Here is a 23522-nt window from a genome sequence, read left to right as displayed (position 1 = left end):
AGTGAGGACGAAGAGTCGTTTCTTAAAGATTTTAGGCAATAAAGACTCTTCGTCAGTCCTCTCCTTTTTAGTATTTATTTTGCCTGCATTTTTTCCCGAATCTGCTTTCCGCGCCTAGCAGCAACTTGTGGCCAAGTCAACTCCAAAGCTCGCTGGCGGGCGGCGGCTCCCATCTTAGCCCGCAAATCAGGAGAATTAGATAGTTTTCGGAGTCCCTCCACCCAGGCGTCTGTATCGTAGGGATCGAGAATTATGCCGTCAATGCCATCACGCACAACACCGCCTCCTCCCATCGGTGAAGTGAGAATCGGCAAACCATGACCCATTGCTTCATAGATAACGAGTGCGCTACCTTCCTCCAGACTGGGAAAGGCAAAAAAGTCAGCTTGGCGATAGGCAGAACTGTAGTCCAAGGCATAATCAAAATGAACTACATCAGGACGTTCCAGCAAATGGCTGCAAGTTTGAGCGATCGCCGGTTCGAGTCTGCCAAAAATTGTCAGTTTTCCCTTAATCCCTGCTCGCTCCCAAGCCTGCAAGAGCAGGTGAGTCCCTTTGCGGACGCAGGCAAAACCGAGAAACAGGATGTTAATTTCCTCTGACGGCGGTTTGTGGGAGTTATAATTGGGGAAATTTTCGGGCGACCAACCTTCAGTGGTTAACAGCAGTTTTTCTTCAGGAACTCCGGCTTCTTGAAACGATTTTACTACTGCCGGACTGGGACAAAACAGAAAGTCAACTAGCTTGAGTTTTTGCTCTTCGTTCTTAATTGTTTCTGGGGTAATTGCGTGTTGAGGTTGCAATTCCAAGCGAGAGTAAGCATCGTCAAGGATACTCTTAGCTTGCCTTTGACAAGTATTAACTCGCTCCCAGAAAATCGGCTTGCTCTGCTTGTTGACGCTCTTTACAGTATCTAAGGAGAGACCGGGCCACAAGTAGGCAGCATCAAAATCTTTGAGATCTTTGAGAAAACGCTTCTCTGTCTTAATTTTGGGAAGACTGGGGCTGCGGTAATACAGTTTTTTCAGAAATGACGGAATTGCTTCAACTATATTGGAGCCGCGGCAGGAGCGATCGCAACTCGGGACAACCATGCGAGCTTTCAGCTCAGGGTGTTGCCATTCTTTGCACACTGAAAAAAATACGTGGCTGATGGCTCGGTCATTGCAATGTATTGGGGATAAAGCACTTAGTTTTAACATGGGATTCATCTTGAGTTAACTAGAGTTTTTCTACTTTTTTCTAAACACGAAGATAGAAAAATGAGGCTCGGTTTAGAGACCAGTCTCGTTTGATTTAAAAGTAGATTCTGCCGTCTGACAGTGATTGTATGGTGACAAGATAACATTTCAGTAAATTCACTGACAAGGCCCTGAACCCAAAATTATGTATTTTTACTGTAAAGAATGAAACAGCAGCATCCAAAACGCACTGAAAATTTTTCCAATATGTTTAGCGTCCTCTTACTAAATAGGGCTTTTCAAGCTTTTTAGATAACTTGGCGATTGAAATTGCTGCTACACATACTTTCGTCCTGGTTCTTACGGACTAAGATAACAGACCGGGTTTTAAGCCCGGATTTGCTAAGTAAGACCACTTAAAAAAACAGAATACCCTGAACCCCAACTTCGCGCCTAGTTGTCGGGAGTCTAAAAGCTATTGGATTTTACGTTTAATTAAAGTGAGGTGCTGATAATTACCTTGTCAAAGGCGTTGTGAAGAAAAAAACATCGAAAAAAAAAATCCTAGCTGCTTTTCTGAAAAAACAGCTAGGATTTTTGTATGGCAAACTATTTCAGGACTTTAGCCTGCTGTTGCCAAAACCAGATTCTTAGTTTTGCCGATAGCCAAACATTTTTTAACAGCAGCAATGACATCTTCCACATCTGCATCTGTTAATTTTGCCGAAATCGGCAAGCTAACTGTATGCCGCCCGATGTACGCAGCATTCGGATAGTCTTCCGGCTGCCATCCAAACATTTCCTGATACACAGGATGTTCCGGCATACTCATGTAATGCACGCCGACACCGATATTTTCCGCATTCATAGCGTTGAGGAACTCGTCGCGGCTGATTCCTGCTTTGGCTTCATCTACCAGAATTGTGTACAGGTGATAAGCGTGAATTGTATCCGGTTCCGGGTTCGCGGGCAAAGTAATCGGCAAATCCGCAAAAGCTTCGTTGTAGCGCTGCCAAATTTGCTCCCGCCGCTGCCAATAAGGAGTAATTCGTTTCATTTGATGAATGCCGATCGCAGCTTGCAGATCCATCATATTGTATTTAAAACCGACTTCCACCACTTGGTAGTGCTTGTAACCCGAGTCTCCGAAACGCTTCCAAGCATCTTTGCTCATACCGTGCAGCGCTAAAATGTTGAGCCTGTCGGCGTCTTCTTTACTGGCCGCCAGAATCATTCCTCCTTCGCCCGTCGTAATGTTTTTGGTAACATAAAAGCTAAAGCATCCGAAGTCGCCAAATGTGCCTGCTTTACGTCCCTTGTACTCTGTTTCGATCGCGTGAGCGCAGTCTTCAATTAACTTCAAGTTGTGACGGCTAGCAATCTCGCAAAGCGCATCCATATCGCAGGGACGACCCGCGAAATGAACCGGCAAAATTGCTTTAGTTTTTGAAGTTATTTTAGCTTCGACTTGATCCGGGTCAATATTCATTGTCACCGGATCTACATCCGCCAGTACCGGTGTTGCCCCGGCGTGGACGATCGCATTAACTGTAGCGCAAAAAGTCATCGGAGTAGTAATGACTTCATCCCCCGGTTGTAACGAAGCAGCCAGGAGGCTCAAGTGCAGTCCCGCCGTACAAGAATTTACTGCTGTGGCGTACTGAGAACCCTTGTAAGCATTGAATTCGTCTTGAAATCTCATGACTTTCGGGCCTGTACCCAACCAACCTGTTTTCATGGTTGCCACCAATTCTTGTATTTCAGCATCTTCGATCGCCGGAGCGCCGAAAACCAAGAAACGGTCTTTTGAACGAATTGGATTGTTGTTCATTTTCCTAATGTTACCCAGTAAGTAGAGTTGATGGATGGAAAGTTTTAATTAATGGTGTCTCAGCGTTTTTTATTTCATTTTTTTTAACTTCAGAGTTTTTGCTAAAAGGATACTCTTAGCTTGCCTTTGACAAGTATTAACTCGCTCCCCAAAAATCGGCTTGCTCTGCTTGTTAACGCTCTTTACAGTATCTAAGGAGAGACCGGGCCACAAGTAGGCAGCATCAAAATCTTTGAGATCTTTGAGAAAACGCTTCTCTGTCTTAATTTTGGGAAGACTGGAGCTGCGGTAATACAGTTTTTTCAGAAATGACGGAATTGCTTCAACTATATTGGAGCCGCGGCACGAGCGATCTCAACTCGGGACAACCATGCGAGCCTTCAGCTCAGAATGTTGCCATTCTTTGCACACTGAAAAAAATACGTGGCTGATGGCTCGGTCATTGCAATGTATTGGGGATAAAGCACTCAGTTTTAACATGGGATTCATCTTGAGTTAACTAGAGTTTTTCTACTTTTTTCTAAACACGGAGATAGAAAAATGAGGCTCGGTTTAGAGACCAGTTTCGTTTGATTTAAAAGTAGATTCTGCCGTCTGACAGTGATTGTATGGTGACAAGATAACATTCCAGTAAATTCACTGACAAGGCCCTGAACCCAAAATTATGTATTTTTACTGTAAAGAATGAAGCAGCAGCATCCAAAACGCACTGAAAATTTTTCCAATATGTTTAGCGTCCTACTAAATAGGGCTTTTCAAGCGTTTTAGATAACTTGGCGATTGAAATTGCTGCTACACATACTCTCCTGCTGGATATTACGTACTAAAATAACTGACCGAAAACATCCAGGGTACAAGCTCCCGGATCGCGGCCGCGGATCGGGTCCCACTCATCTGGGCATCCGATCGAACGGAGAATGGTACAGTCAGCTTTTGTGGCATCTAAAATCTCAAATTTCAAATCTCAAATCCATCGACCGGGTATTAAACCCCGATTTGGTATAGCAGAAGGAACAAGGAAGAAGGGAGAAGTTCACCACCCCTGCCCCCTCCTTGGGGGAAATCAGAAGGTAAATGCAATAAAATCAATGGTTTGGGCTATTAAAAACGTCCGGTGGAACCGAGAAGGTTGCTAGCTCATTACCTTCCAAAGGGCGTTGTGGAGTAAAAAAATATCCTAGCTGCTTTTGTGAAAAAACAGCTAGGATATTTTAATGACAACCTATTTCAGGACTTTAGCCTGCCGTTGCTAAAACTGTACTTTTAGCATTCCCGATCGCCAAACATTTTTTAACAGCAGCAATGACATCTTCCACATCTGCATCTGTTAATTTTGCCGAAATCGGCAAGCTAACTGTATGCCGCCCGATGTAAGCAGCATTCGGATAGTCTTCTGGCTGCCATCCAAACATTTCCTGATACACAGGATGTTCCGGCATACTCATGTAATGCACGCCGACACCGATATTTTCCGCATTCATAGCGTTGAGAAACTCGTCGCGGCTGATTCCTGCTTTGGCTTCATCTACCAGAATTGTGTACAGGTGATAAGCATGAATTGTATCTGGTTCCGGGTTCGCGGGCAAAGTAATCGGCAGGTCCGCAAAAGCTTCGTTGTAGCGCTGCCAAATTTGCTCCCGCCGCTGCCAATAAGGAGTAATTCGTTTCATTTGATGAATGCCGATCGCAGCTTGCAGATCCATCATATTGTATTTAAAACCGACTCCCACCACTTGGTAGTGCTTGTAACCCGAGTCTCCGAAGCGCTTCCAAGCATCTTTGCTCATACCGTGCAGCGCTAAAATGTTGAGCCTGTCGGTATCTTCTTGACTCTTGACCAGAATCATTCCTCCTTCGCCCGTGGTGATATTTTTGGTAACATAAAAGCTGAAGCATCCGAAGTCGCCAAATGTGCCTGCTTTCCGCCCCTTGTACTCTGTTTCGATCGCGTGAGCGCAGTCTTCAATTAACTTCAAGTTGTGACGGCTAACAATTTCGCAAAGCGCATCCATATCGCAGGGACGACCCGCGAAGTGAACCGGCAAAATTGCTTTAGTTTTTGAAGTTATTTTAGCTTCGACTTGAGCCGGGTCAATATTCATTGTCACCAGATCTACATCCGCCAGTACCGGTGTTGCCCCGGCGTGGACGATCGCATTAACTGTAGCGCAAAAAGTCATCGGAGTAGTAATGACTTCATCCCCCGGTTCCAAGCAAGCAGCGAGGACGCTCAAGTGTAGTCCCGCCGTACAAGAATTGACTGCTATCGCGTACTGAGAACCCTTGTAAGCATTGAATTCGTCTTGAAATCTCATGACTTTCGGGCCTGTACCCAACCAACCTGTTTTCATGGTTGCCACCAATTCTTGAATTTCAGCATCTTCGATCGCCGGAGCGCCAAAAACCAAGAAACGGTCTTTTGAACGAATTGGATTGTTGTTCATGTTTCTAATGTTACCCAGTAAATAGAGTTGATGGATGGAAAGTTTTAATTAATGGTGTCTCAGCGTTTTTATTTCATTTTTTTTTATTCAAAAATTTTTGCTAATACGTTGCCTAATGGCATCTTTTATACCACGAGCTTACTGATGACCAGCAGTTTTTCCGCCTCGCTCTACTCTGACAGCGTTTCCATATCTTAAGATAGATAATCTGCAATGTCCACCCGATTATTATTTCAGTTTATGACGGATACACAACCTCTTTCCCACATTTTTTGGTTCAAATACTTTCCTCACCACAAATACCTATACTCGACGATCTAAACTTTTTGTAAACTGTCGAACATCTATCCAGAGATAGATTGTACAGCCAAGTTATACGATTTTTGATGTTTGATTTTGGAATGACTAATTGCAGTCAGGTTTAGAGCTTGTCTACCGTTGAATTCTTGTTTTAAACAGGTGTCAAAATTAGGCAAATTTTGCACAAATAAAATGTGACTCCCCTGTAATTTATGCAGGTCGAGCAACATTCTGTGCTAGGTCGAAGCAATCCACCTCGCTGGACAAAATCCACTACAATCTAGGCAGACGAATCTTATTCAAAATATCTTGCAGCCGTTCTGAAACGCCGCCCAATTGTTCTGACAAAGCTACAAGTTTACCGTAAGCTTCAACTAAGCGATCGCCCTCAACATAAACTTCTGGAGTAGGATAATTTTTCATCGCTTCTAGCAGCGTAATCTCGTTATCATTAGTTGCAGACAGCACCAAGGCCTCGCGCAAAGCTTCTCGATTTGCATTCCCAGAAGGAGTGCGAATTACCTGACCCACTTCATCGAGAATTATTTCCCCAACCTGGCTGTTGAGCGTCCGATCCAAAAAGCTTTGACTGACTTTCACCGGTCTATTCAGACTGCTGCGAACAGCTTGCGGATCTTTTTTTGCCTTTCCCAGCAGCATTTCTAACGCGGGCGACATTTTCCCAGTTTCTGCAAAGATTTCTAATTCGCTGACTGGTAAAGTCATTCGGATCGCACTGTATTTGAGCACTACCTTTTCGGCAGCCGCCGCAGCACTGCTGTAAAATACAATTCCCGCACCTGCTGCTAAAAATAACGTCCACCGCTCTTTAAAAAATGATCTGCCCACAGTAAAACCTCCCAACATCTTTTTCTACTTAGACTTTGACACATCTCATTAGTTACTGCACAGACTAAGCTCTTCGGGAAATGCCAAATTATTCGATCGCCCAGCACTTATACCATTTTAGATTTTACATTTTAGATTTTAGATTTTAGAATTGCAAATGACCGATCGTCGTGGTTTCGAGTATGGGCCTAGAGTTGCATGATTTTTGGGAACTGGTATTACCTATACCGGATGCTAGGCAAAAAACTCGGTTCACGGCGCTGGTACGGGCTTCTCAGTGCGCGGTGCGCAGCCTACTGATTCTATCTCCCAATCTCCCGATCCTCACCAAATGCCGAAAGCCAGCTCTTCTATCAGTGAAGGCTGGCGCTGGGCTTAAATTGATTTTATATATTTAGGGTCTTTATGAAAGCTGACCCCAATTGAACGAATTACAAGCGGTTTATGATTAGGGTCTTTAAATTTGCTGACCCCAATTGAAGCCACATCTTAATCATTACAGGGATCGCTGACAAACCAGGATTTCATAATAATTTCTTTATATTTCTAACTTTTCCTTGCCTCAGATAGATTTTTGTCTCGATTTGTAAACTTTTGTTACTTCGACTTCGGGGATCGGCTCTCGGCGCGCTGCTCCCAGCGAAACAGGAACACCATCAGAGCCACGACTCCGACTTGGAGCGCAAAATTGGGCAAAGCAGAGCCAATTTCCCGGCCCGAGGCAATTTTAGCCAGGAAAACCAAGCCGCCGATAAAGCCCGAAGCGCCACAAGCTACATAGACAAACTGGCGCAGAGGCCGGTAGGGAGTGGTCATTTCTGCGGTTAAACGCTCGTATTGTTGGCGGCTGAGGTTGCGCGGGTTTTTTGGGATGTTTTTGCGATCGTCCGAATTTGGGGCTGGCATAGATTTAGGAAATAGGTAAATTAGGATGGGGCTACAAAAACCCAGTTTCTACCAAAAACTCTCTGGCTGAGGTGGCAAATACGGCCGCCAAACCGCGTTTTTGGTACTGTGTGCCCAAATCGAGTGAATATTAGACTACAACCAATATCTCACAACTGCCGAAATAAATCACCGCTGAATCCAAATCACAACTGTCTGCAAACAGCCGACAAAAACGCCCAAAATGCCTCCTAAATTTACAATTCCCTGCAACTCGCTTTGGACAATTCCCTGAATTGCTAACTCCAACTCTTCAGGAGAAGTACCTTTTACTCGATCGACAATCACCTGGTCGATATTCAAAATCGGGATAGCCTGAGCTACAATATTTTCTAAATCCCGCTCTAGATAGCGCTCTAAAACCAAAGCCAGTTCTTTGCTGACAATTTCCAGGGAAGCGCTCATCACCGCTGAAGTTTGCAAGCGATTGAGAATCAACCGCGAAATATTTTCCCAGTCAATAGATTTGCTCAACCCCTCAAGTACGTCTGTACCCCGCTGTTGAACGTAGCTGCGAACGCTGTCGCGCATTGTTTTTCGCAACTGTCTCACAGTCGAAACCGGTAAATTTTGCATCGACAAATTTTGCAGCCATTCCTGAATTCGCCCGCGAATTCCCAAAGAAATAGTTAACTCTGCTAACCGCTGATTTGTCGCTTCTCTGTCATCTAGACAAAAAGTCCGCAGCCGAGTTAAAGTGTTGCGCAAACCAAACAAATTGGCTACTACCCAATAAGTGCCGCTAGTTTTTTCTCGAAATCCTTCATCGATGATCGAAATATTGCGATCGGTCAAAAAATCAATTAAAGCCTGACGCAGCACTTCCGGGGGTATTACTACTTGCAACAACCAATCAGCAAGCTGAGCCGCCTGAGATTCCGTTAACTGAATCTCCAGCAAAACTTGGTCAAAAATTTGATTTAGCTGAACTTCTAAAAAATCTTCCCGGCGCGCCAAAATTTTGAGAATTCGCGGCACAGATTCCCCCAGCAAATCTCGCAGAATGTTAGCGAGAATTTTAGCGGTTTTTTGCTCCGCGTCTGCTTTTACCTGATCCAGCGCCAACTGCAAAAGCCAGAGAATTACCGACTGCATCCGCTCTGTTTGTAGGAGGCGGCGCGCCAAGTTTTGCAGTTCCTCCGGCGTCAGCAGCGAACCCATAATTGTGTCGGAAATTCGCTTTGCCAAGCGCTCTTGGTTGCGGGGGATCAAGCCTGGAGTGAAAGGCAACTGCCGCCCTTTGATGTAAATAGCTCGATAGGGGCGGAACAGCATTTTGATTGCTATATCGTTCGTGAAATAGCCAATAATTCCTCCCACTACAGGTGGGGCCAACAACAGCCAAATTTCAGACGGATTCATAAGGGATTAAAATAGGGTAAGGCGCGCAGGGATCGGTGCACCCTACAGTTAGATAGCTGATCTAGACTGCAAGCATTTTTAATTTTAAATTGCTTTGCCCAGTACCAATACTCCCATCATAGCTCCGGCAATAGGGTAGTGGGTGGCCGTGGCAAATCCGGCTTGGCGGGCGATCGCGACTTGCCGATCGCCGATCGGGAATTTTTCTAAACTAGGATTAATGTAGGCATATTCTTGAGTCATGCCAAATTGCTGAGCAATGGGCACTACGAGAGTGTCTAGATAAAACTGCTGAAAGCTCCGCATTAGGGAATTGCTGGGGCGGTGGAGGTCGAGAATAGCAGCTTTTGCACCGGGTTTGAGTACGCGGTGCAATTCCTGAAGACTGCGGGGGATGTCAGTCACGTTGCGCAGGCCGTAACCCATTGTGGCGCAGTCGAAGTAATTGTCGGCAAAAGGCAAGTCTAGGGCGTCAGCTTCTACCCAGGAAATGGGACTTGCAGGGGTGAGAAAAGGTCGATCGCGCTTGGCCGCAACAGCTAATTGTTCAGCGGAAAAATCTACTCCAAATACGCAACCGGTCGGCCCTGCTTGTTTTGCCAACAGCAAAGCTAGATCCCCGCTGCCGCAGCACAAATCTAAACAAGTATTGCCGGGGCCGGCACTGCTCCATTTCACCGCCATTTGCTTCCAAATCCGGTGCTGCCCAAAGCTCAACCAGTCGTTCAATTGGTTGTAAACTGGTGCAATTCGATTAAATATAGTTTTAATTTGTTCGGCGTTATTAGTCATTTGTCATGGGTGATTGGTAATTGGTAATTGGTAATTGGTAATTGGTAATTGGTCAACCATAAAAAATACTTAATCCGTCTATTCATGTCATGCGGTCGCCAGTCATTAATGCTTTTTTATTTGTTAGCGATCCGGGTTCTAGTGTCTAGAATCATTGGTTTGCTATCATTTTCGACTCAAGATTGAGAGCCGACTAAGGACTAAGGACTAATGACTGATGACTGATGACTGATGACTGATGACTAATGACCCTGAAAACTCGCCAATACCAAAGCAACTTCTTGGGCGGCGAGGTGAATTGTTGTGAGTTCGTCGGGGCGCAGGGAACAAGGTTGCTTCCACTGGATGGAAACCAGGGCGATCGATCGACCCTTGTGAGTCACCGGGACGCTCAGGTGAGCTTGAATGCCGCATTTCTGATAGTGCGGCAGGCTCGCTAGGGCTGGGTCATTCGCAATATTCACAGCACCCTGAATAGTTTGAGAGGTAATTGCTTCTCGAACCAGAGGGTCATCTGCCAGCCAATTTTCCACAGTTTTGCTGGTGGTGTGACTGCCTTGGACTGGCATTAAAACATTTCCTTCCACCAGTTGCAAAATGCAAGCATCCGCCAAAAAATTATCGCTTATAGCAGTAGCAATTGGCTCTAAACTGGCATCCAAACTCGGATAATCCACAGCCGTTTGCATGATTGTTGCTAACAGTTGTATTTGATTTTGGGAGCGGTGCAATTCCTCAGTCCGCTGCTTGAGAACTTCATAAGTCTCGGCCGCCTTTTGCACCACCATTTTCAATTCGTTCGGGTCCCAAGGCTTGGTGATATACTTGTAAACCTGTCCTGAGTTAATGGCATCCACCAAGTCTTCAATGTCCGTAAAACCAGTCAAGATAATTCTGACCGTATTCGGAAACTGAGGCACGGTTTTGCTCAGAAACTCCGTTCCCTTCATTTCTGGCATCCGCTGGTCGGAAATGATCACGGCGACCTCGCCTTCGATGCCGAGGACTTCCAAGGCGCGAATTCCGCTCTCAGCTTTGAGCACGTTAAAATCTCGTCGGAAAGTGCGGTAGAGTAAATCCAGATTGTCTGGTTCGTCGTCTACTACCAGCATTTTGGGTTTTTTCGGTCGGTGTAGTGTCATGAGCTGGCGTTTAATTTGATCGAGCTCTGAAATGGCATTATCCATAACAATACGATAAACTCCCCTTTGTAAATTTAGGCGAGCAACTATTCTGTAACAATAGTCTCATAACTCACTTACTATTAATCTATCGCTCTGCCGCGACACGAGCCTTGCCGGTATCCAATCACACATAACTTAGCGCTAGTTTTTGATTCAATTATGACTGATACACCGCAAGATTCATCCCCTCCTGCATCTGCATCCTCCACAAATGCTGTGGATGCCGAAAAGTTAATTCGATCGCTCCGCCGAAAAGAAGGCACTTGGGTAGAGTGGGGACAGGCCTGCACCGCACTGCTAAAAGCTGGCTACAACTCTCAAAGGATTTTTGAAGAAACTGGTTTTGAGCCAATTCAGCAAAATCAAGTAAGCGTCGCAGCCCAAGTTTACACCAGCATGGTAAATGCTGGGGCTTCAGAAGAAGTTCGATCGCACTTCCTGGGCAAAGGTAGCGATATCTTATACGAGTTTCGGATTCTCTCTCAAGTAGAGCGGGCCGGGGCAGCAGCTTTGATGCTAACCCACAATTTGGATGTTGACGATGCTCGCCAAGTTGCTAAAGCGATCAAGGAGTTTTCGCACTTCGGGAGTCTCCCCCAAGGGTTCACAGACACTCCCGGCGATGCTATGGCTTACCAATGCTGGCAATTGGCGAGACAGAAAAGCGATTTGCAAGAGCGATCGCGCTTAATTGCTCGCGGTTTAAAACTAGCTAGCAGCCCAACCGCTAGGGCGCAAATCGAGCAGTTGCTCGTCGATTTTACCGTAGTTCCGAGACGGGAAGCGCCCCGCTTGCCAGTCTACCGGCTCGATACCGAGGAACAATTGCCGCGCGTTGTCCCGGTTGTAGGCAAATTGCCGCTCTCTACCAGAGATTTGCTGGCAGTGCCTTTACCGGAGGAAATCGAGCCGTTCCGAATGGTAAAATTTTCCGGAGCGGGAGCTTGGGTGGCGATTCCCGGATGGCAGGTAATTTTGAACGCTGAAGATCCGGTGGCGGTTTTGGGAATGAGCGATCGATTGCCGGTACCGCTGCAAGGCAAAGTTGAAGAAGTTTTGATTATTGCCGATCGAGCCCAAAGACAGTGGGATGCTGACAGTTATTTCCTCGCCGATAACGCTGGCAATTTAGAATTGTACTGGTTTGAACAATCCCCGGATATTCCTATTTTGGGGCGAGTTGTTCTGGTGATGCGTCCGAAAAAGATTGTGGATGAAGACTATACCAAAGATGGATGGCAAATTGATGATTAGTCAGTTGTCAGTTGTCAGTTGTCGTTGGTTTTAAGAACGGGTTCTCCGGCCGTTCCACAATACATAAATTTTACGTGGGTGGAATGACTAATGACTACTGACTACTGACTACTGAGGCGGTTTCGGTTCTTGAATTTGCGGAACAGAATGGTGTTTCTTAAATCGATTAAAGCCGTAAACCGCAGCCGCAATTAAGAGCAAATAAGGACTGTAAGCCAACAGCCAAATACCCAAACCAAACAAACCGAGCGTCAATTCGCCCACAGAATGAGTCGCTTTCCCCCAAGTTTCCTGCGCCCGCAAACCTAGAGAAGGTTCCTGAGTTTGTTGAGCCGATACTGCTGCTTCTAGAGTTAAGCTAATAGTCGAATAAGCTACTTGATTTCGCAAACTTTTTAACTGAGCGTCAATGCGTTCGATCGACTCCCGAATATTGCTCAACTCTTGAGCAGCTTTGAGCACGTCGCCGACAGATCCCGATCGCTCCATAATTTTTAACACCATTTCTTCTGATTTGCGGAGGTTCCGCAGTCTAGCCTCATTGTCAACTAATTGATCGGTAACATCCTCAGCCGTCAGAGCACGGTTCTCTACAGTTCCGAGTTTTGCCAAAGTGTCTAAAGTAGTTTCTAACCGTTCTTGAGGCACGCGAATCTCCACAGACGCGGTTTGGCGGACACTGGAATCCGGCGGCTTTTGATTTTGGAAACCCAAGATATCGCCTTGCTGTTTTTCGACAATATTAGTAACAGATTTAGTGCTGGCGTCAATAGATTTGACAACTACACTGAGTTCGGCTTTTTTAATCAGTTGGGGACGGGTTGCCGGAGTTTCTGCTGCTTTTTTTGATGCACCAGAAGTTTTTGACCTTTGGGCTGCTGGCTCGGATGCGGGTGGGGGTGGTGGAGCCGATGCGGGAACTTGGTTTTCACGGATGCTGGATGAAGCTGCGCCGCCTGGAGCGCTGCCGGTCGATTGATCTGCTCCGCAGCTAGGCAAAGCAATGGCTGAAGATAAAGTTAAAAATACTGCCACAGCAAAACGAGTTGTGCTGCTGTTGGCTGGGGTTGGGTTTGGCTTGTGCGGGGGGGAATTGATTTTGAGGTGAGTTTTCATTTGGGTGACTCCTATAAAAAAGGCTTGGGTATTGAATTTTATGCTGGTTTCAATTTAAGCTCGAATAGATAGGATTAGTTTAGCCGATACCGAAATGGAAACGGTAGAGGTTGAATACTTTGGGATTTTTAACCGCAGATAAACGTAGATGAACGCAGATGAAAGCCAATAAATATCGGTGTGATGACCGAAAACAATTTGGTCACAAGTCCCCGGATTCATCCGTGGAGCGAGAAAAAAGCTCCTCGCTCCCCGTCGCCAACCCCCGGATTTATGAGCGAGGTCGCTTTATTCAATCTAAAATCTAAAATCTAAGATCTAAAATCGATTGATGGTTTGGGTTCTGGGCATAGGCGATCGCAACTAAAGCAACTAGGTTTCTGATACCGTTTAAAAAGGCTGAACGCGACAAATATTTTTCTAATCTAAAATCTAAAATCTAAAATCTAAAATCGAATGACAGATGAATTTGATACTGATTTTATGCGATCGACGACTAATATCGATCGCCCTGATGTAGCCTCAGCGCTTTCCGAATCAGGGTTTGCGGCCGTTTTGCGAGAACAAGCTTGCCTTAAAATTCGCGAAAGTTTGCGTGCGGGGCAGCAGGACATGGCGGATTGGCAAGGCGGCCCCCTTGCTGTTTCGGCGGTTCCAGGGGCCGGGAAGTCTACGGGAATGGCTGCTGCGTCGGCAATTGCGATCGCCCGCAACCAGCTTCACAGCCGCCGCCAGTTAATTGTCGTGACATTTACGCGCTCGGCTGCTGCTAATATTAAAGCTAAAATTCGAGAAAGATTGGCAGAATTGTCTTTATCTCAAGGCGGTTTTGCGGTGCACACTTTGCACGGTTTAGCTTTGAATATTGCGATGCGCCATCCCGATTTGTCTGGTTTAAATTTAGAAAATTCAACTTTAGTTACTCCCACTCAAAGTCACCGATTAATTCGCACCTGTGTAGAACTTTGGATTGCCGAAAATCCCCGCCGATACCAAGTTTTGTTGGAAGGACAGCAATTCGACGGAGAGGAAACGGAGAGGCTGCGGCGACAATCGGTTTTGCGGACGGAAATTTTGCCGCAGGTAGCTAAAACTGTGATTCACGAGGCGAAATCTTCTGGTTTGTTTCCCGAACAGTTGTTAGAAATGAGCGCTCTTGATACTGGGGACGGTTATGAGATTTTAGCGGTAGCTGGGGGTTTATATCAAAAATATCAGGCTTTGTTGAGAAGCCGGGAATTCATCGATTACGACGAGATGATTTTAGCAGCTTTGCGGGTGTTGGACAATCCGAGGGCGAGGGCGATCGAACAAAAGCAAGTATTTGCCGTTTTCGAGGACGAAGCCCAAGATTCGACACCTTTGCAAACTCGGCTTTTGGAAACATTGGCGATCGACCCAGAGCGTCCTAACTCACCTCCCAATTTTATCAGAGTTGGCGACCCAAATCAAGCAATTAATTCTACTTTTACACCCGCAGACCCGATTTATTTTCGGAAATTTTGCGAAGATTGCGAAGTGGAAAAGAAGTTAGCAACAATGGACGGTGCAGGCCGTAGCACCCAGGTGATTATCGATGCAGCTAACTTTATGTTGAAATGGGTAAATAGCTCGAAATTAGCGGGAACAGAACAGCCTTTTCGCGACCAAACTATTAAGCCAGTACCCAGCGATGACCCGCAGCACAATGCAAATTCAGCCCCCATTGGTCGCGGCTTAGAATTGCATACTCCCCGCGATATTTACCATACAGTTGAGTTAATTGGCAAGCGGGTAATTGAGTTAGTTGAGGAATTTTTACCTGCGGATTTTGAATTAGGAAGCAATGAGAAAAATCTCGAAGCTGTGGGGGAAGCGAGCGATGGAGAATATCGTCAAAAATTGCCTTTAGAAACTCTTAAATCGATGGCTGTTTTGGTGCGAGAAAACAAACAAGGCAAGTTTATCAAAGAAATGCTGGAGAATCCGAAAAAACACGGATTAAGCTTTGATTTGCGGAAATACGGGATTAAAATTGAGGATGTGGGAGAGCGCGACAGACATTCTCAAGTGCCTTGGGAAATCTTAACATTACTGCAATTTCTCGATCGCCCGCACTCTCCAGACTACCTAAAAGCAGCATTAAAGATTTTGAGCGATCGGCAACTCATTCCCAAACAAGACTACAATGCTTTTGCTACCAGCCCCGAGCAATTTCTTTACCCAGGCCCTCTAGACCCGCAGCAGTCAGAACCAGTTCGCAAATGCCGCTATTTTTGCTGCGGCTTGCTGCAAGCTAGCTTAGAACTGCCGCCCTACCAAATCATCTCATTTTTAGCGTTAGCGTTGCAATACGACCAAACAGAATTAGCCACCGCCGACAAATTAGCAGAACGGGTAGCAATCCAAACAGCCGGCAATAATTCAATGCGCAATATTTTGGACGTACTGAGCGAAATAGTCAGTTCCGAAAGATTTGAACCTGTGGATGCAGACGACAAAATAGAAGAACGCTACACAAGCAAAGGTCAACTAACAATTATTACCATGCACAAAGCTAAAGGATTAGATTGGGATTGTGTATTTTTGCCGTTTTTACACGAACAAACTATCCCCGGAAATTTGCGAGTTTTGCCCCAAGCCCGATTTTTAGGAGATTTCACTTTAGCAGAGGTAGCGAGAGCACAAATTCGAGCAAGTTTGCACGAAAAATATCCTTTGCCAAATCTAGGCGAAGCATGGGAACAAGCAGGTTATTTGAAAACAGCAGAAGAGTTTCGACTGCTGTATGTGGCGATGACGCGAGCAAAAAGCTTGCTGTGGATGGCTGCGGAGAAGAAAGGGCCTTTTACTTGGAACAAACCGGAGAATTTGCAGGAGCAAAAACCTTGTCCGGTAATGCCTGTTTTAAAGCAGAGATTTCCTGGTAATGCGATATTGTAAAATAGATTTTTGTAACGAACCGCTTCGCTAAGGTGCCTTCGCGGTTGGTAAAAAAAAATATAGTTCAAAAATGAAATAAGATTGCTCTATAGCAAAATTTGCACTAAAACTCGCTATGGCTAACTCAGAAATTCGCACAGCTAACATCACATTTCCCAACGGAGATTTGCAAATCGCCGCTTACCTAGCTGAGCCCGCAGCAGAAGGGCAATTTCCCGCAGTTATTGTGATTCAAGAAATCTTTGGCGTCAATTCGCACATCCGCGAAGTTACTGAAAGAATAGCAAAAGAAGGATATGTGGCGATCGCCCCAGCCATTTACCAGCGTCAAGCCCCAGGCTTTGAAACCGGCTACACGCCCGAAGACATCAAAATCGGCAGAGAATACAAGGAACAAACCACCGCATCCCAACTTCTGGGCGACATCCAAGCCGCCATCGATTACCTCAAAACTTTACCCTCTGTCAAACAGCAAGGTTTTGGCTGCATCGGTTTCTGCTTTGGAGGGCACGTCGCCTACCTCGCCGCTACTTTGCCCGAAATCAAGGCTACAGCGTCGTTCTACGGCGCCGGTATCGCCACTCAAACCCCCGGCGGCCCAAGCCCGACGATCGCCCGCACAGCAGACATTAAAGGCACTCTCTACGCCTTTTTCGGCACTCAAGACCCCAGCATTCCGTTAGAACAAGTTGACCAAATCGCCGCCGAATTGCAAAAACACAGTATTTCTCACCAAATTTTCCGCTACAATGCCGATCATGGCTTCTTCTGCGACCACCGCGGCAGTTACGACGCTACGGCAGCAGCCGACTCGTGGACGCAGGTGAAGCAGCTATTTCATCAGCAACTTCAACCAGCTTAAAGAGTGGGAGATGGGGAGATGGGGAGAGGGGAAGATGGAGAGAGTGGGAAAATTTTTCTACTGACAACTGACAACTAAATTACTGACAACTGACAACTAAACTGACATGAATTCCAAATCTACAGGTTCTCAAAGCGCAAAAGCATCCTTTTCAATGGATGATTTTGCTAAAGCCCTCGAACAGCACAATTACGAGTTCCAGAAGGGACAAGTAGTGCGCGGCAAAGTGTTCGAGTACGACTCAAACGGCGCGTATGTTGATATCGGCGGCAAGTCTTCGGCTTTTTTGCCGATCGAAGAGGCTGCTTTGAGAACGGTAACTGATTTGTCGGAAGTGGTTCCGCTGGATGAGGAACGGGAATTTTTGATTATCCGCGAACAAGATGCAGACGGCCAAGTTACCTTGTCTTTGCGGCAGTTACAAATTCAGCAAGCTTGGGAAGATTTAATTGAATTGCAGGAAACTGGAAAAGTTCTTCAGGTGCGGGTTTCTGGCGCGAATAAGGGCGGCGTGACTGTAGATGTTCAGGGAATGCGCGGTTTTATTCCCCGATCGCACTTAGTGGAACGCGATAACATGGAATCGCTAATCGGTCAATCTTTGAGCGTGAATTTTTTGGAGGTCGATCGCGAGCGAGAAAAACTCGTACTTTCCCAGCGGATGGCCACTCAATCGAATGCCTTCAAGGATTTGCAAATCGGTCAGTTGGTGGAAGGAAAAGTCAGCAGCATCAAGCCTTTTGGCGTGTTTGTGGACTTGGAAGGAGTTAGCGGTTTGCTGCACATCAAGCAAGTCAGCCAAAAATATATTGATAACCTTTCCAAGCTCTTCGCTCCCGGTCAACCCCTGAAAGCACTGGTAGTTGACCTCGATGAAGGTCGCGGCCGAATTTCGCTTTCTACTCGGGTACTAGAAAATTACCCAGGGGAAATGGTGGATAAAATGGCCGATGTTATGGATACAGCAGAAGAGCGATCGGAACGTGCTCGAAAGGCTCTTTCTTAAGTCTCGATCTAATTACCACCCCGATTTCTTTAAGAAGTCGGGGAGCTAACAACCCGATCGTTTTACGTTTAATTAGGTTGATTTACTTAATCTTGCATTTTAGATCAATTTCTTATACCACTTTCCAAAAATAATCCAACTATAGGCTAACTCCAAACCCATATCCAGTAATTTATTATTTATCAAAACAAAAAAGTCAAAAAATTGTCTTACTTCTTCCTTCGGCTCTCTCACTCCATTTTACCCTCATTTAACCCCATTAGCTACTACTCCCAATACTTTAAAATCGGCTACCTGTAGTTGATCTAAGGCTTTGCTTACCATACCGCGATCGGTTTTTTCAATTTTTACTATCAGCACTGTACCATCAGTTTGAGAAGCTAGTAAATGACCGTCAGCTAAACCAATTAAAGGTGGCGTATCGTAAATTACTAAATCAAATAAGACTAGGAATTGTTCCATTAAATAGTGCATCTTTCTGGAAGAAAGCAATGTAATTGGATCTGAAGGAACAGTACCAGCAGTGAGGACAAAAAGATTGTCATCGTCGGGCAATCGCTGAATAGCCTCATTTAAGCTTAAATCAGAAGTCAAAGTATCGCTTAAACCTCTCATATTTGATAGGCCAAGATATGTATGCACTTGAGGAAAACGCATATTAGCATCTACTAATAATACTCGTTTACCAACAGCAGAAGCAGTTTTAGCTAAATAAACTGCTACAGTGGATTTACCCTCACCTTTAATGGTCGAAGTGATGGTTAAAGAACTTATCGGGTGTTCAGCATTTAATAACTGAATATTTGTGTATAAGTAGTGAAATGCCTCTATCACCGGAAAATCTTTGTAATTTGATACTATTATTCGTTTTAAGCTTGCACTTTTAGTAGGTGAACTTACGCTAGTGAATTTAGGTGGAACACTTTCGCCTCTACGAGATTTAATTTTTATTGCTTTGGCGATGGGAATTACTCCCAAAAGAGGGCGTTTAGTTGCAGATTTAATTTCTTCTGGAGTATGAAAAACTGTATTTAAAACTTCTACTAGAAAACCTATAGCAATGCCTAGTAAACTGCTAATAACGAGCGCGATTGCTAGTTGCCGGCGAGTTGGTTTTTCTGTTACTGGGTCGAGATCGCCCTTTTCGTTTGTGACTAACTGTGGTTTCGATATAATTTGCCAAGAGCTATCAATTTGACCAGCATCTAGTTGTAAAGTTTTTTGTTTTTCTAGGAACAGTTTGAGAGTATCTTTAGCTAGTTCTAGTTTTAATTGTATCTCATCATAGCGACGTTGAGCTTGGGGCATTTGAGTGATTTTTGCTTGCACTAAATTTTGGCTATTAGTTATCAATCGCTCGCGAGCTTCCAACTGTCCTACTTGGGATTTCATCTGAAAGAGAACAGACTCAGCTTCTCTTTGCATTAAATTGCGCAAACTTTGCTGCTTTTCCCGCAAAGATTGAATAGGAAGGCTATTTTCATAAAATTGAGTAGAGCTTAAAGCTAATTGCGACTCTATTTCATTTACTTTGCTCATTAAACTTTCATAAGACTTGGGGCTAATATCAACAATCCAACGATTATCGCCAGTTAAAGATCTTTTTTTGTAGCTTTCATATTGCTGCCTACTTTCTGCTAGTTGTACTTGCACTTCTAGGCGACGATTAGTTATACTATCTAGCTGATCTGATAGGCTGCGGCTGCGTAGTTCTGGTTGATTAAAGTTATAATTAATTCTTAATATTTGTAATTCTTGTTGCAATTTATCTACTTGCTGCTGGAGGGGAGACATTTGTTTAGCGATAAAATCAAGACTTTGTTTGCTAACCTTTAAGCGCTCTTTGCCCATATATTCTACGTAATATTTTGCCATTTCTTCTAGCACATATTTGATGCGCTTGGGGTCTCGATCGCGGTAGCTAATATCTAGGAGTTTAGTACCCCCCTGCTTCCCATCTCGCAAGAAAGTAACACGTTGGATAGTCAAGCGGCTGTTGAGATTTTTATAGTCAAAATTTGGATATCTTTGTTGCAATTTATTAACTAATGGTATTAGCACTTCTGGGCTTTTTAAAACCCGCGTTAAACTTTGATAGTCCACCGAGGAACCGTCTTCCGCTGAGGACTTAATCTTGTTCAAGTCTGTGATGCCTATACTGTTATTTTGAGCTTGGACTAAGAGCTTTGATAGCCGATCGTCAGTCGTAAGGGGTTCTGCTAAAACTGTAAATTTTCCTTCATACTCAGTAATAGATTTTTTGGCAGCCCTGAGCACGAAAGTACCGCTCAAAGCAGCTAGGCTGGCAGCTACTATTGCCATCACCAGAAGGCGACGTTTGACGACAGCTATTACCCAATTAATATCAAGGACTTGGTCATCCTCTTCTGGGGTACTAGCTAGGTAATTAGCGGAGGGGACAGACAGATATTGACCATTAAGGTCATTTTTGAGAGAAGAAAACAGTTTTTTATCCATAATAGAAATGTTGTTGAATTCCTAATTTCCTAATATTCTGAGTAGCTCTATAAGTCTCGTGGGAACGAGAATTCCACCAATAATACTACTAGCTGGTGTGAGAACAGTGGTAATGGTGTCTACCAAGGTAGCAGTCCTCGATCGTCCCACTATAATTATGTCATTCTCTTGAATAAGTGGGTTGGTTTGAGCATCGATTCCTTGATTCAAATTAATTGCTACTTCCGATCGGGATATAGTTCCATTAGGATTCAGCCTGATCAGTTCCACGGATCTAGAGTTAGCGCGACTTAGTCTGAAACCCCCCGCATTCATAATTGCTTGATTTAAGGTAGTATTAGGAGGTAATTTGAACCCACCCGGAGTATTGACTTCTCCGATAACACTCACTTGCACAGTCCCCGGAGCAAAGCTAGCAGTAGCTAGAACAGAAACTTCTCCTGGGTCGATAGCCGTCGCTGTTGGGACAAAGATGATATCCCCTTCTTGTAGTATAGTATCTTGAGAGGTATCTTGTTCTTGCAAATATTGCCAGAGGTTAATAGTGCGGATTTGTTGTTTGCCATTTCTAGTATAACGTTGGAGTTGGATTTGGCGGATATCAGCGATTGATGTGATGCCACCAGCTAGCTGTAGAGCACGAATGATGGTCGGTTGTCCGTTGCTTCTTTGACCATTTTGGGTATCACCACCGATCGCTACATATCTACCGGGACGCTTCACCTCTCCGAATACTGAGACAGTACGGGGTTGCTCTGCAGGTATAGAAAAATTAGATTCACTAACTTGATTTGTTTCTGCTAAGTTAATTGTTTCTTGAGGGGGAACCAATATTTGATCTCCATCTCGCAACGTGATGTCTTGGCTTGTTTGACCAGTTTGTAAATAATCCCACAGGTTATAAGTGATAGTTACTTCTTGGTTAGCTTTGATACGACGTCGGACAATTATCCGGCGGATATCAGCGCTAGCTCGAATACCCCCAGCTTTTTCTAAAGCTTGAGGAAGGGTGGGAAACTGAACTGATGGTCTGTTTCCACCTCCATTAGCTAGGGGCAATGAGTAGGAGCCGGGACGACTTATTTCGCCAGATAACCAAATATTGAGCGGGCGGGCAGCTTGTAAGCTGATGGTAACTAAAGGTCTTTTTACGACCCGGCCATAAGCTCTAGTAATAACTTGGGCTGCCTCTTGTAAAGTTAATCCTTGAAGGGGAATACTACCAATAATCGGAATTTGAATAGCTCCCCCAGCGGGAATTTGATACTCCCCACTAAGCTGGGGCAGATCGTAGATATCAATTCTAATATTGTCTCCACCACCTAGATAGTAGTCAGTATTAATGCTTATTGTGGGGGGTGGGGATTGAGCGAGGTTTGTTTGAGGGTAAGAGAGAGTGAGTACCAGCGCCAGCAGTGGCACTTGTAAGGCACGAAGGGTAAGCCATTTCATAGGTAGTAACAAATTTGATGATAGAGGTCAAGCCATGAAAGATATTTTAAGAGTGCCGATGTTTGCGTTGATGCTGTTTTGTTTAGCGATTGTTATCTTTGTGACTTTTTATATTTTAGTCGCACGCCATCCCAAATTGGGTGTCACATTAGAAAAGATTTTTGTGGGGATACTTTTTTTTACCATCACGGGTGGTTCAGGGATCATAGCGATGCCCTTTACCAAACTCCATCCTAAAGTTTTATACAACTTAGAAAGTACACCCCCAACGATTATTGGCCAAATTGCCATTTATGGTGCCATGATATTAATCTTATTTCCCCGATTAACTAAAACTACAAAAAAAACAGTTTTTGCAGTCATTAAATGGATAGCAGGAGACATTTGTTTAGGTTTGTTTTTGTTGACTATGACTTTGTCTGGCTTGTGGTCACAAACTCCTGAAATTACTTTTCGTGCTATTTTTGCTATGTGGGGAGTAACACTGGTTTCTATTTATGTAGGGAAAGTGTATAGTTGGTTGGAAATTTATGGATTATTGAGATGGCTAACTGGTTTATTAGCTTTATGGGGAGTGGTAAAACCAAATCCAGCACCGGACGGTTGTTGGACAGGAGTTTTCGGTCATAAAAACCCTTTTTCTTTTCAAATGGCTAATACAGCTTCTTTATGGATTTTATATGCTGTTAAGGATCGTAAATATCGATATTTCTCATTATTTATAACTTTAATAGCTTTAGTAGGATTGCAAAAAGGTTGTAGTGGTGCTAGTCGGATTTTGACAGTGGTATTAATCAGTTTGTGGAGTTATTTAGCTTTATTAAAAAAATTACCTGTCAAATGGGCTTTTCTCTGCTTTATTTTATTTTTGGTGGGTAGTATAGGTATAAGTATTTTGGTTTTAAATAATTTAGAGGCTATTATTGTGGATGGTTTGAAAAAAGATATGACTTTAACGGGTAGAACCGATTTTTGGCCTTTAATTATTGATCGAATTAATCAAAATCATCCTATATTTGGTTATGGAATGGCTGGATTTTGGCAGCCTTGGCGTGGCTTGGAAAACCCAGCTTACGGAATTATAGTAGTTAAATCGGGTTTTGTGCCACCCCACTCTCACAATGGTTTTATTGATATACTTTGTGAACTGGGTTGGGTCGGATTGTTATTGTTTATTTTGTCATTTTTAAATAATATATTTAGAGGTATAAAGTACCTAGTTAAAGAAAGTTTTCCCGAGTCAGGCTTGCCTTTGTATCTATTAACATTTATGCTAATGACTAATTTGACAGAGGGGGGATTATTTGGTATTGGTACTTATTGGTGTTGGTATGTAGTGTTATCAGTAAAATTGAGCTTAGATAGGACAGCTAAGGATAATCAACACTGATGATGTCAGGATTTGGTCAGGCCGATTAATCTACAGACTTGAGTGCGATCGCACTTTTTAGTCTAAACTCCAATAACTACAGCGGTTTCCGCTGTTATGCGGTACAATAAATAAGAATAAAATATCATTTGGTAGTCAAAGCTAATGAAAGCAT

At 44.3% G+C, this 23522-nt stretch carries 16 protein-coding genes; 5 read left to right on the top strand and 11 right to left on the bottom strand.

Going from position 1 to position 23522, the window contains the following annotated elements; genetic code table 11:
- Nucleotides 1-74: 74 nt before the first annotated feature.
- The 8 genes from QUA54_RS19005 to QUA54_RS18970 form a co-directional block, all read right to left on the bottom strand.
- Nucleotides 75-1202, bottom strand: a complete 1128-nt coding sequence (locus QUA54_RS19005; protein ID WP_333415855.1) for a glycosyltransferase family 4 protein — start codon at nucleotides 1200-1202, stop codon at nucleotides 75-77.
- A gap of 601 nt (nucleotides 1203-1803) precedes the next feature.
- Complete coding sequence (locus QUA54_RS19000) at nucleotides 1804-3012, bottom strand: DegT/DnrJ/EryC1/StrS family aminotransferase (RefSeq protein ID WP_333415854.1); 1209 nt, start codon at nucleotides 3010-3012, stop codon at nucleotides 1804-1806.
- Between the two features lie 1235 nt (nucleotides 3013-4247).
- Nucleotides 4248-5456 carry a DegT/DnrJ/EryC1/StrS family aminotransferase gene (locus QUA54_RS18995; RefSeq protein ID WP_333415853.1) on the bottom strand — a complete coding sequence of 403 codons (1209 nt, stop codon included), beginning with the start codon at nucleotides 5454-5456 and terminating at the stop codon, nucleotides 4248-4250.
- A 573-nt stretch (nucleotides 5457-6029) separates the two neighbouring features.
- A complete protein-coding gene (locus QUA54_RS18990; protein ID WP_333203973.1) occupies nucleotides 6030-6605 on the bottom strand; it encodes an alpha/beta hydrolase in 576 nt (191 codons plus the stop codon).
- 597 nt (nucleotides 6606-7202) lie between these two features.
- Nucleotides 7203-7511: a DUF3493 domain-containing protein gene (locus QUA54_RS18985; protein ID WP_333415852.1), complete on the bottom strand. Its 309-nt coding sequence runs from the start codon at nucleotides 7509-7511 to the stop codon at nucleotides 7203-7205.
- Between the two features lie 168 nt (nucleotides 7512-7679).
- Nucleotides 7680-8912, bottom strand: a complete 1233-nt coding sequence (locus QUA54_RS18980; RefSeq protein WP_333415851.1) for a DUF445 family protein — start codon at nucleotides 8910-8912, stop codon at nucleotides 7680-7682.
- An 84-nt stretch (nucleotides 8913-8996) separates the two neighbouring features.
- On the bottom strand, nucleotides 8997-9704 hold the full coding sequence (gene ubiE / locus QUA54_RS18975; RefSeq protein WP_333192800.1) for a bifunctional demethylmenaquinone methyltransferase/2-methoxy-6-polyprenyl-1,4-benzoquinol methylase UbiE: 708 nt from the start codon (nucleotides 9702-9704) through the stop codon (nucleotides 8997-8999).
- Between the two features lie 242 nt (nucleotides 9705-9946).
- Entirely contained in the window at nucleotides 9947-10891 is a 945-nt protein-coding gene (locus QUA54_RS18970) for a response regulator (protein WP_333415850.1), read from the bottom strand.
- A gap of 156 nt (nucleotides 10892-11047) precedes the next feature.
- Between QUA54_RS18970 and QUA54_RS18965 the strand changes: the two genes are divergently transcribed.
- Complete coding sequence (locus tag QUA54_RS18965; protein WP_333415849.1) at nucleotides 11048-12142, top strand: RuBisCO accumulation factor 1; 1095 nt, start codon at nucleotides 11048-11050, stop codon at nucleotides 12140-12142.
- A gap of 108 nt (nucleotides 12143-12250) precedes the next feature.
- Here QUA54_RS18965 and QUA54_RS18960 read toward each other — a convergent pair whose 3' ends face one another.
- On the bottom strand, nucleotides 12251-13258 hold the full coding sequence (locus QUA54_RS18960; RefSeq protein WP_333415848.1) for a DUF4349 domain-containing protein: 1008 nt from the start codon (nucleotides 13256-13258) through the stop codon (nucleotides 12251-12253).
- A 456-nt stretch (nucleotides 13259-13714) separates the two neighbouring features.
- On the opposite strand from QUA54_RS18960, the gene QUA54_RS18955 reads away from it, so the two are divergent.
- From QUA54_RS18955 to QUA54_RS18945, 3 genes are all read left to right on the top strand, one after another.
- Complete coding sequence (locus QUA54_RS18955; protein ID WP_333415847.1) at nucleotides 13715-16180, top strand: ATP-dependent helicase; 2466 nt, start codon at nucleotides 13715-13717, stop codon at nucleotides 16178-16180.
- 115 nt (nucleotides 16181-16295) lie between these two features.
- Complete coding sequence (locus QUA54_RS18950) at nucleotides 16296-17042, top strand: dienelactone hydrolase family protein (protein WP_333415846.1); 747 nt, start codon at nucleotides 16296-16298, stop codon at nucleotides 17040-17042.
- A 106-nt stretch (nucleotides 17043-17148) separates the two neighbouring features.
- The gene (locus QUA54_RS18945; protein WP_333415845.1) at nucleotides 17149-18048 is read left to right on the top strand and encodes a S1 RNA-binding domain-containing protein; all 900 of its coding nucleotides are present in this window, start codon (nucleotides 17149-17151) and stop codon (nucleotides 18046-18048) included.
- Between the two features lie 246 nt (nucleotides 18049-18294).
- Here the strand turns inward: QUA54_RS18945 and QUA54_RS18940 are convergent, their stop codons facing one another.
- Nucleotides 18295-20190 carry a polysaccharide biosynthesis tyrosine autokinase gene (locus tag QUA54_RS18940; RefSeq protein WP_333415844.1) on the bottom strand — a complete coding sequence of 632 codons (1896 nt, stop codon included), beginning with the start codon at nucleotides 20188-20190 and terminating at the stop codon, nucleotides 18295-18297.
- A 357-nt stretch (nucleotides 20191-20547) separates the two neighbouring features.
- Nucleotides 20548-21978, bottom strand: coding sequence for an SLBB domain-containing protein (locus QUA54_RS18935; RefSeq protein WP_333415843.1), 1431 nt, complete (start codon nucleotides 21976-21978; stop codon nucleotides 20548-20550).
- A 34-nt stretch (nucleotides 21979-22012) separates the two neighbouring features.
- Between QUA54_RS18935 and QUA54_RS18930 the strand changes: the two genes are divergently transcribed.
- Entirely contained in the window at nucleotides 22013-23368 is a 1356-nt protein-coding gene (locus tag QUA54_RS18930; RefSeq protein ID WP_333415842.1) for an O-antigen ligase family protein, read from the top strand.
- Nucleotides 23369-23522 lie beyond the last annotated feature (154 nt).

This window comes from Microcoleus sp. MOSTC5, from assembly GCF_036701825.1.
In the GTDB taxonomy this organism is placed as follows: domain Bacteria; phylum Cyanobacteriota; class Cyanobacteriia; order Cyanobacteriales; family Microcoleaceae; genus Microcoleus; species Microcoleus asticus.
The sequence above is the reverse complement of the archived record's forward strand: the minus strand, read 5'-3'. Positions and strand labels throughout refer to the sequence as shown.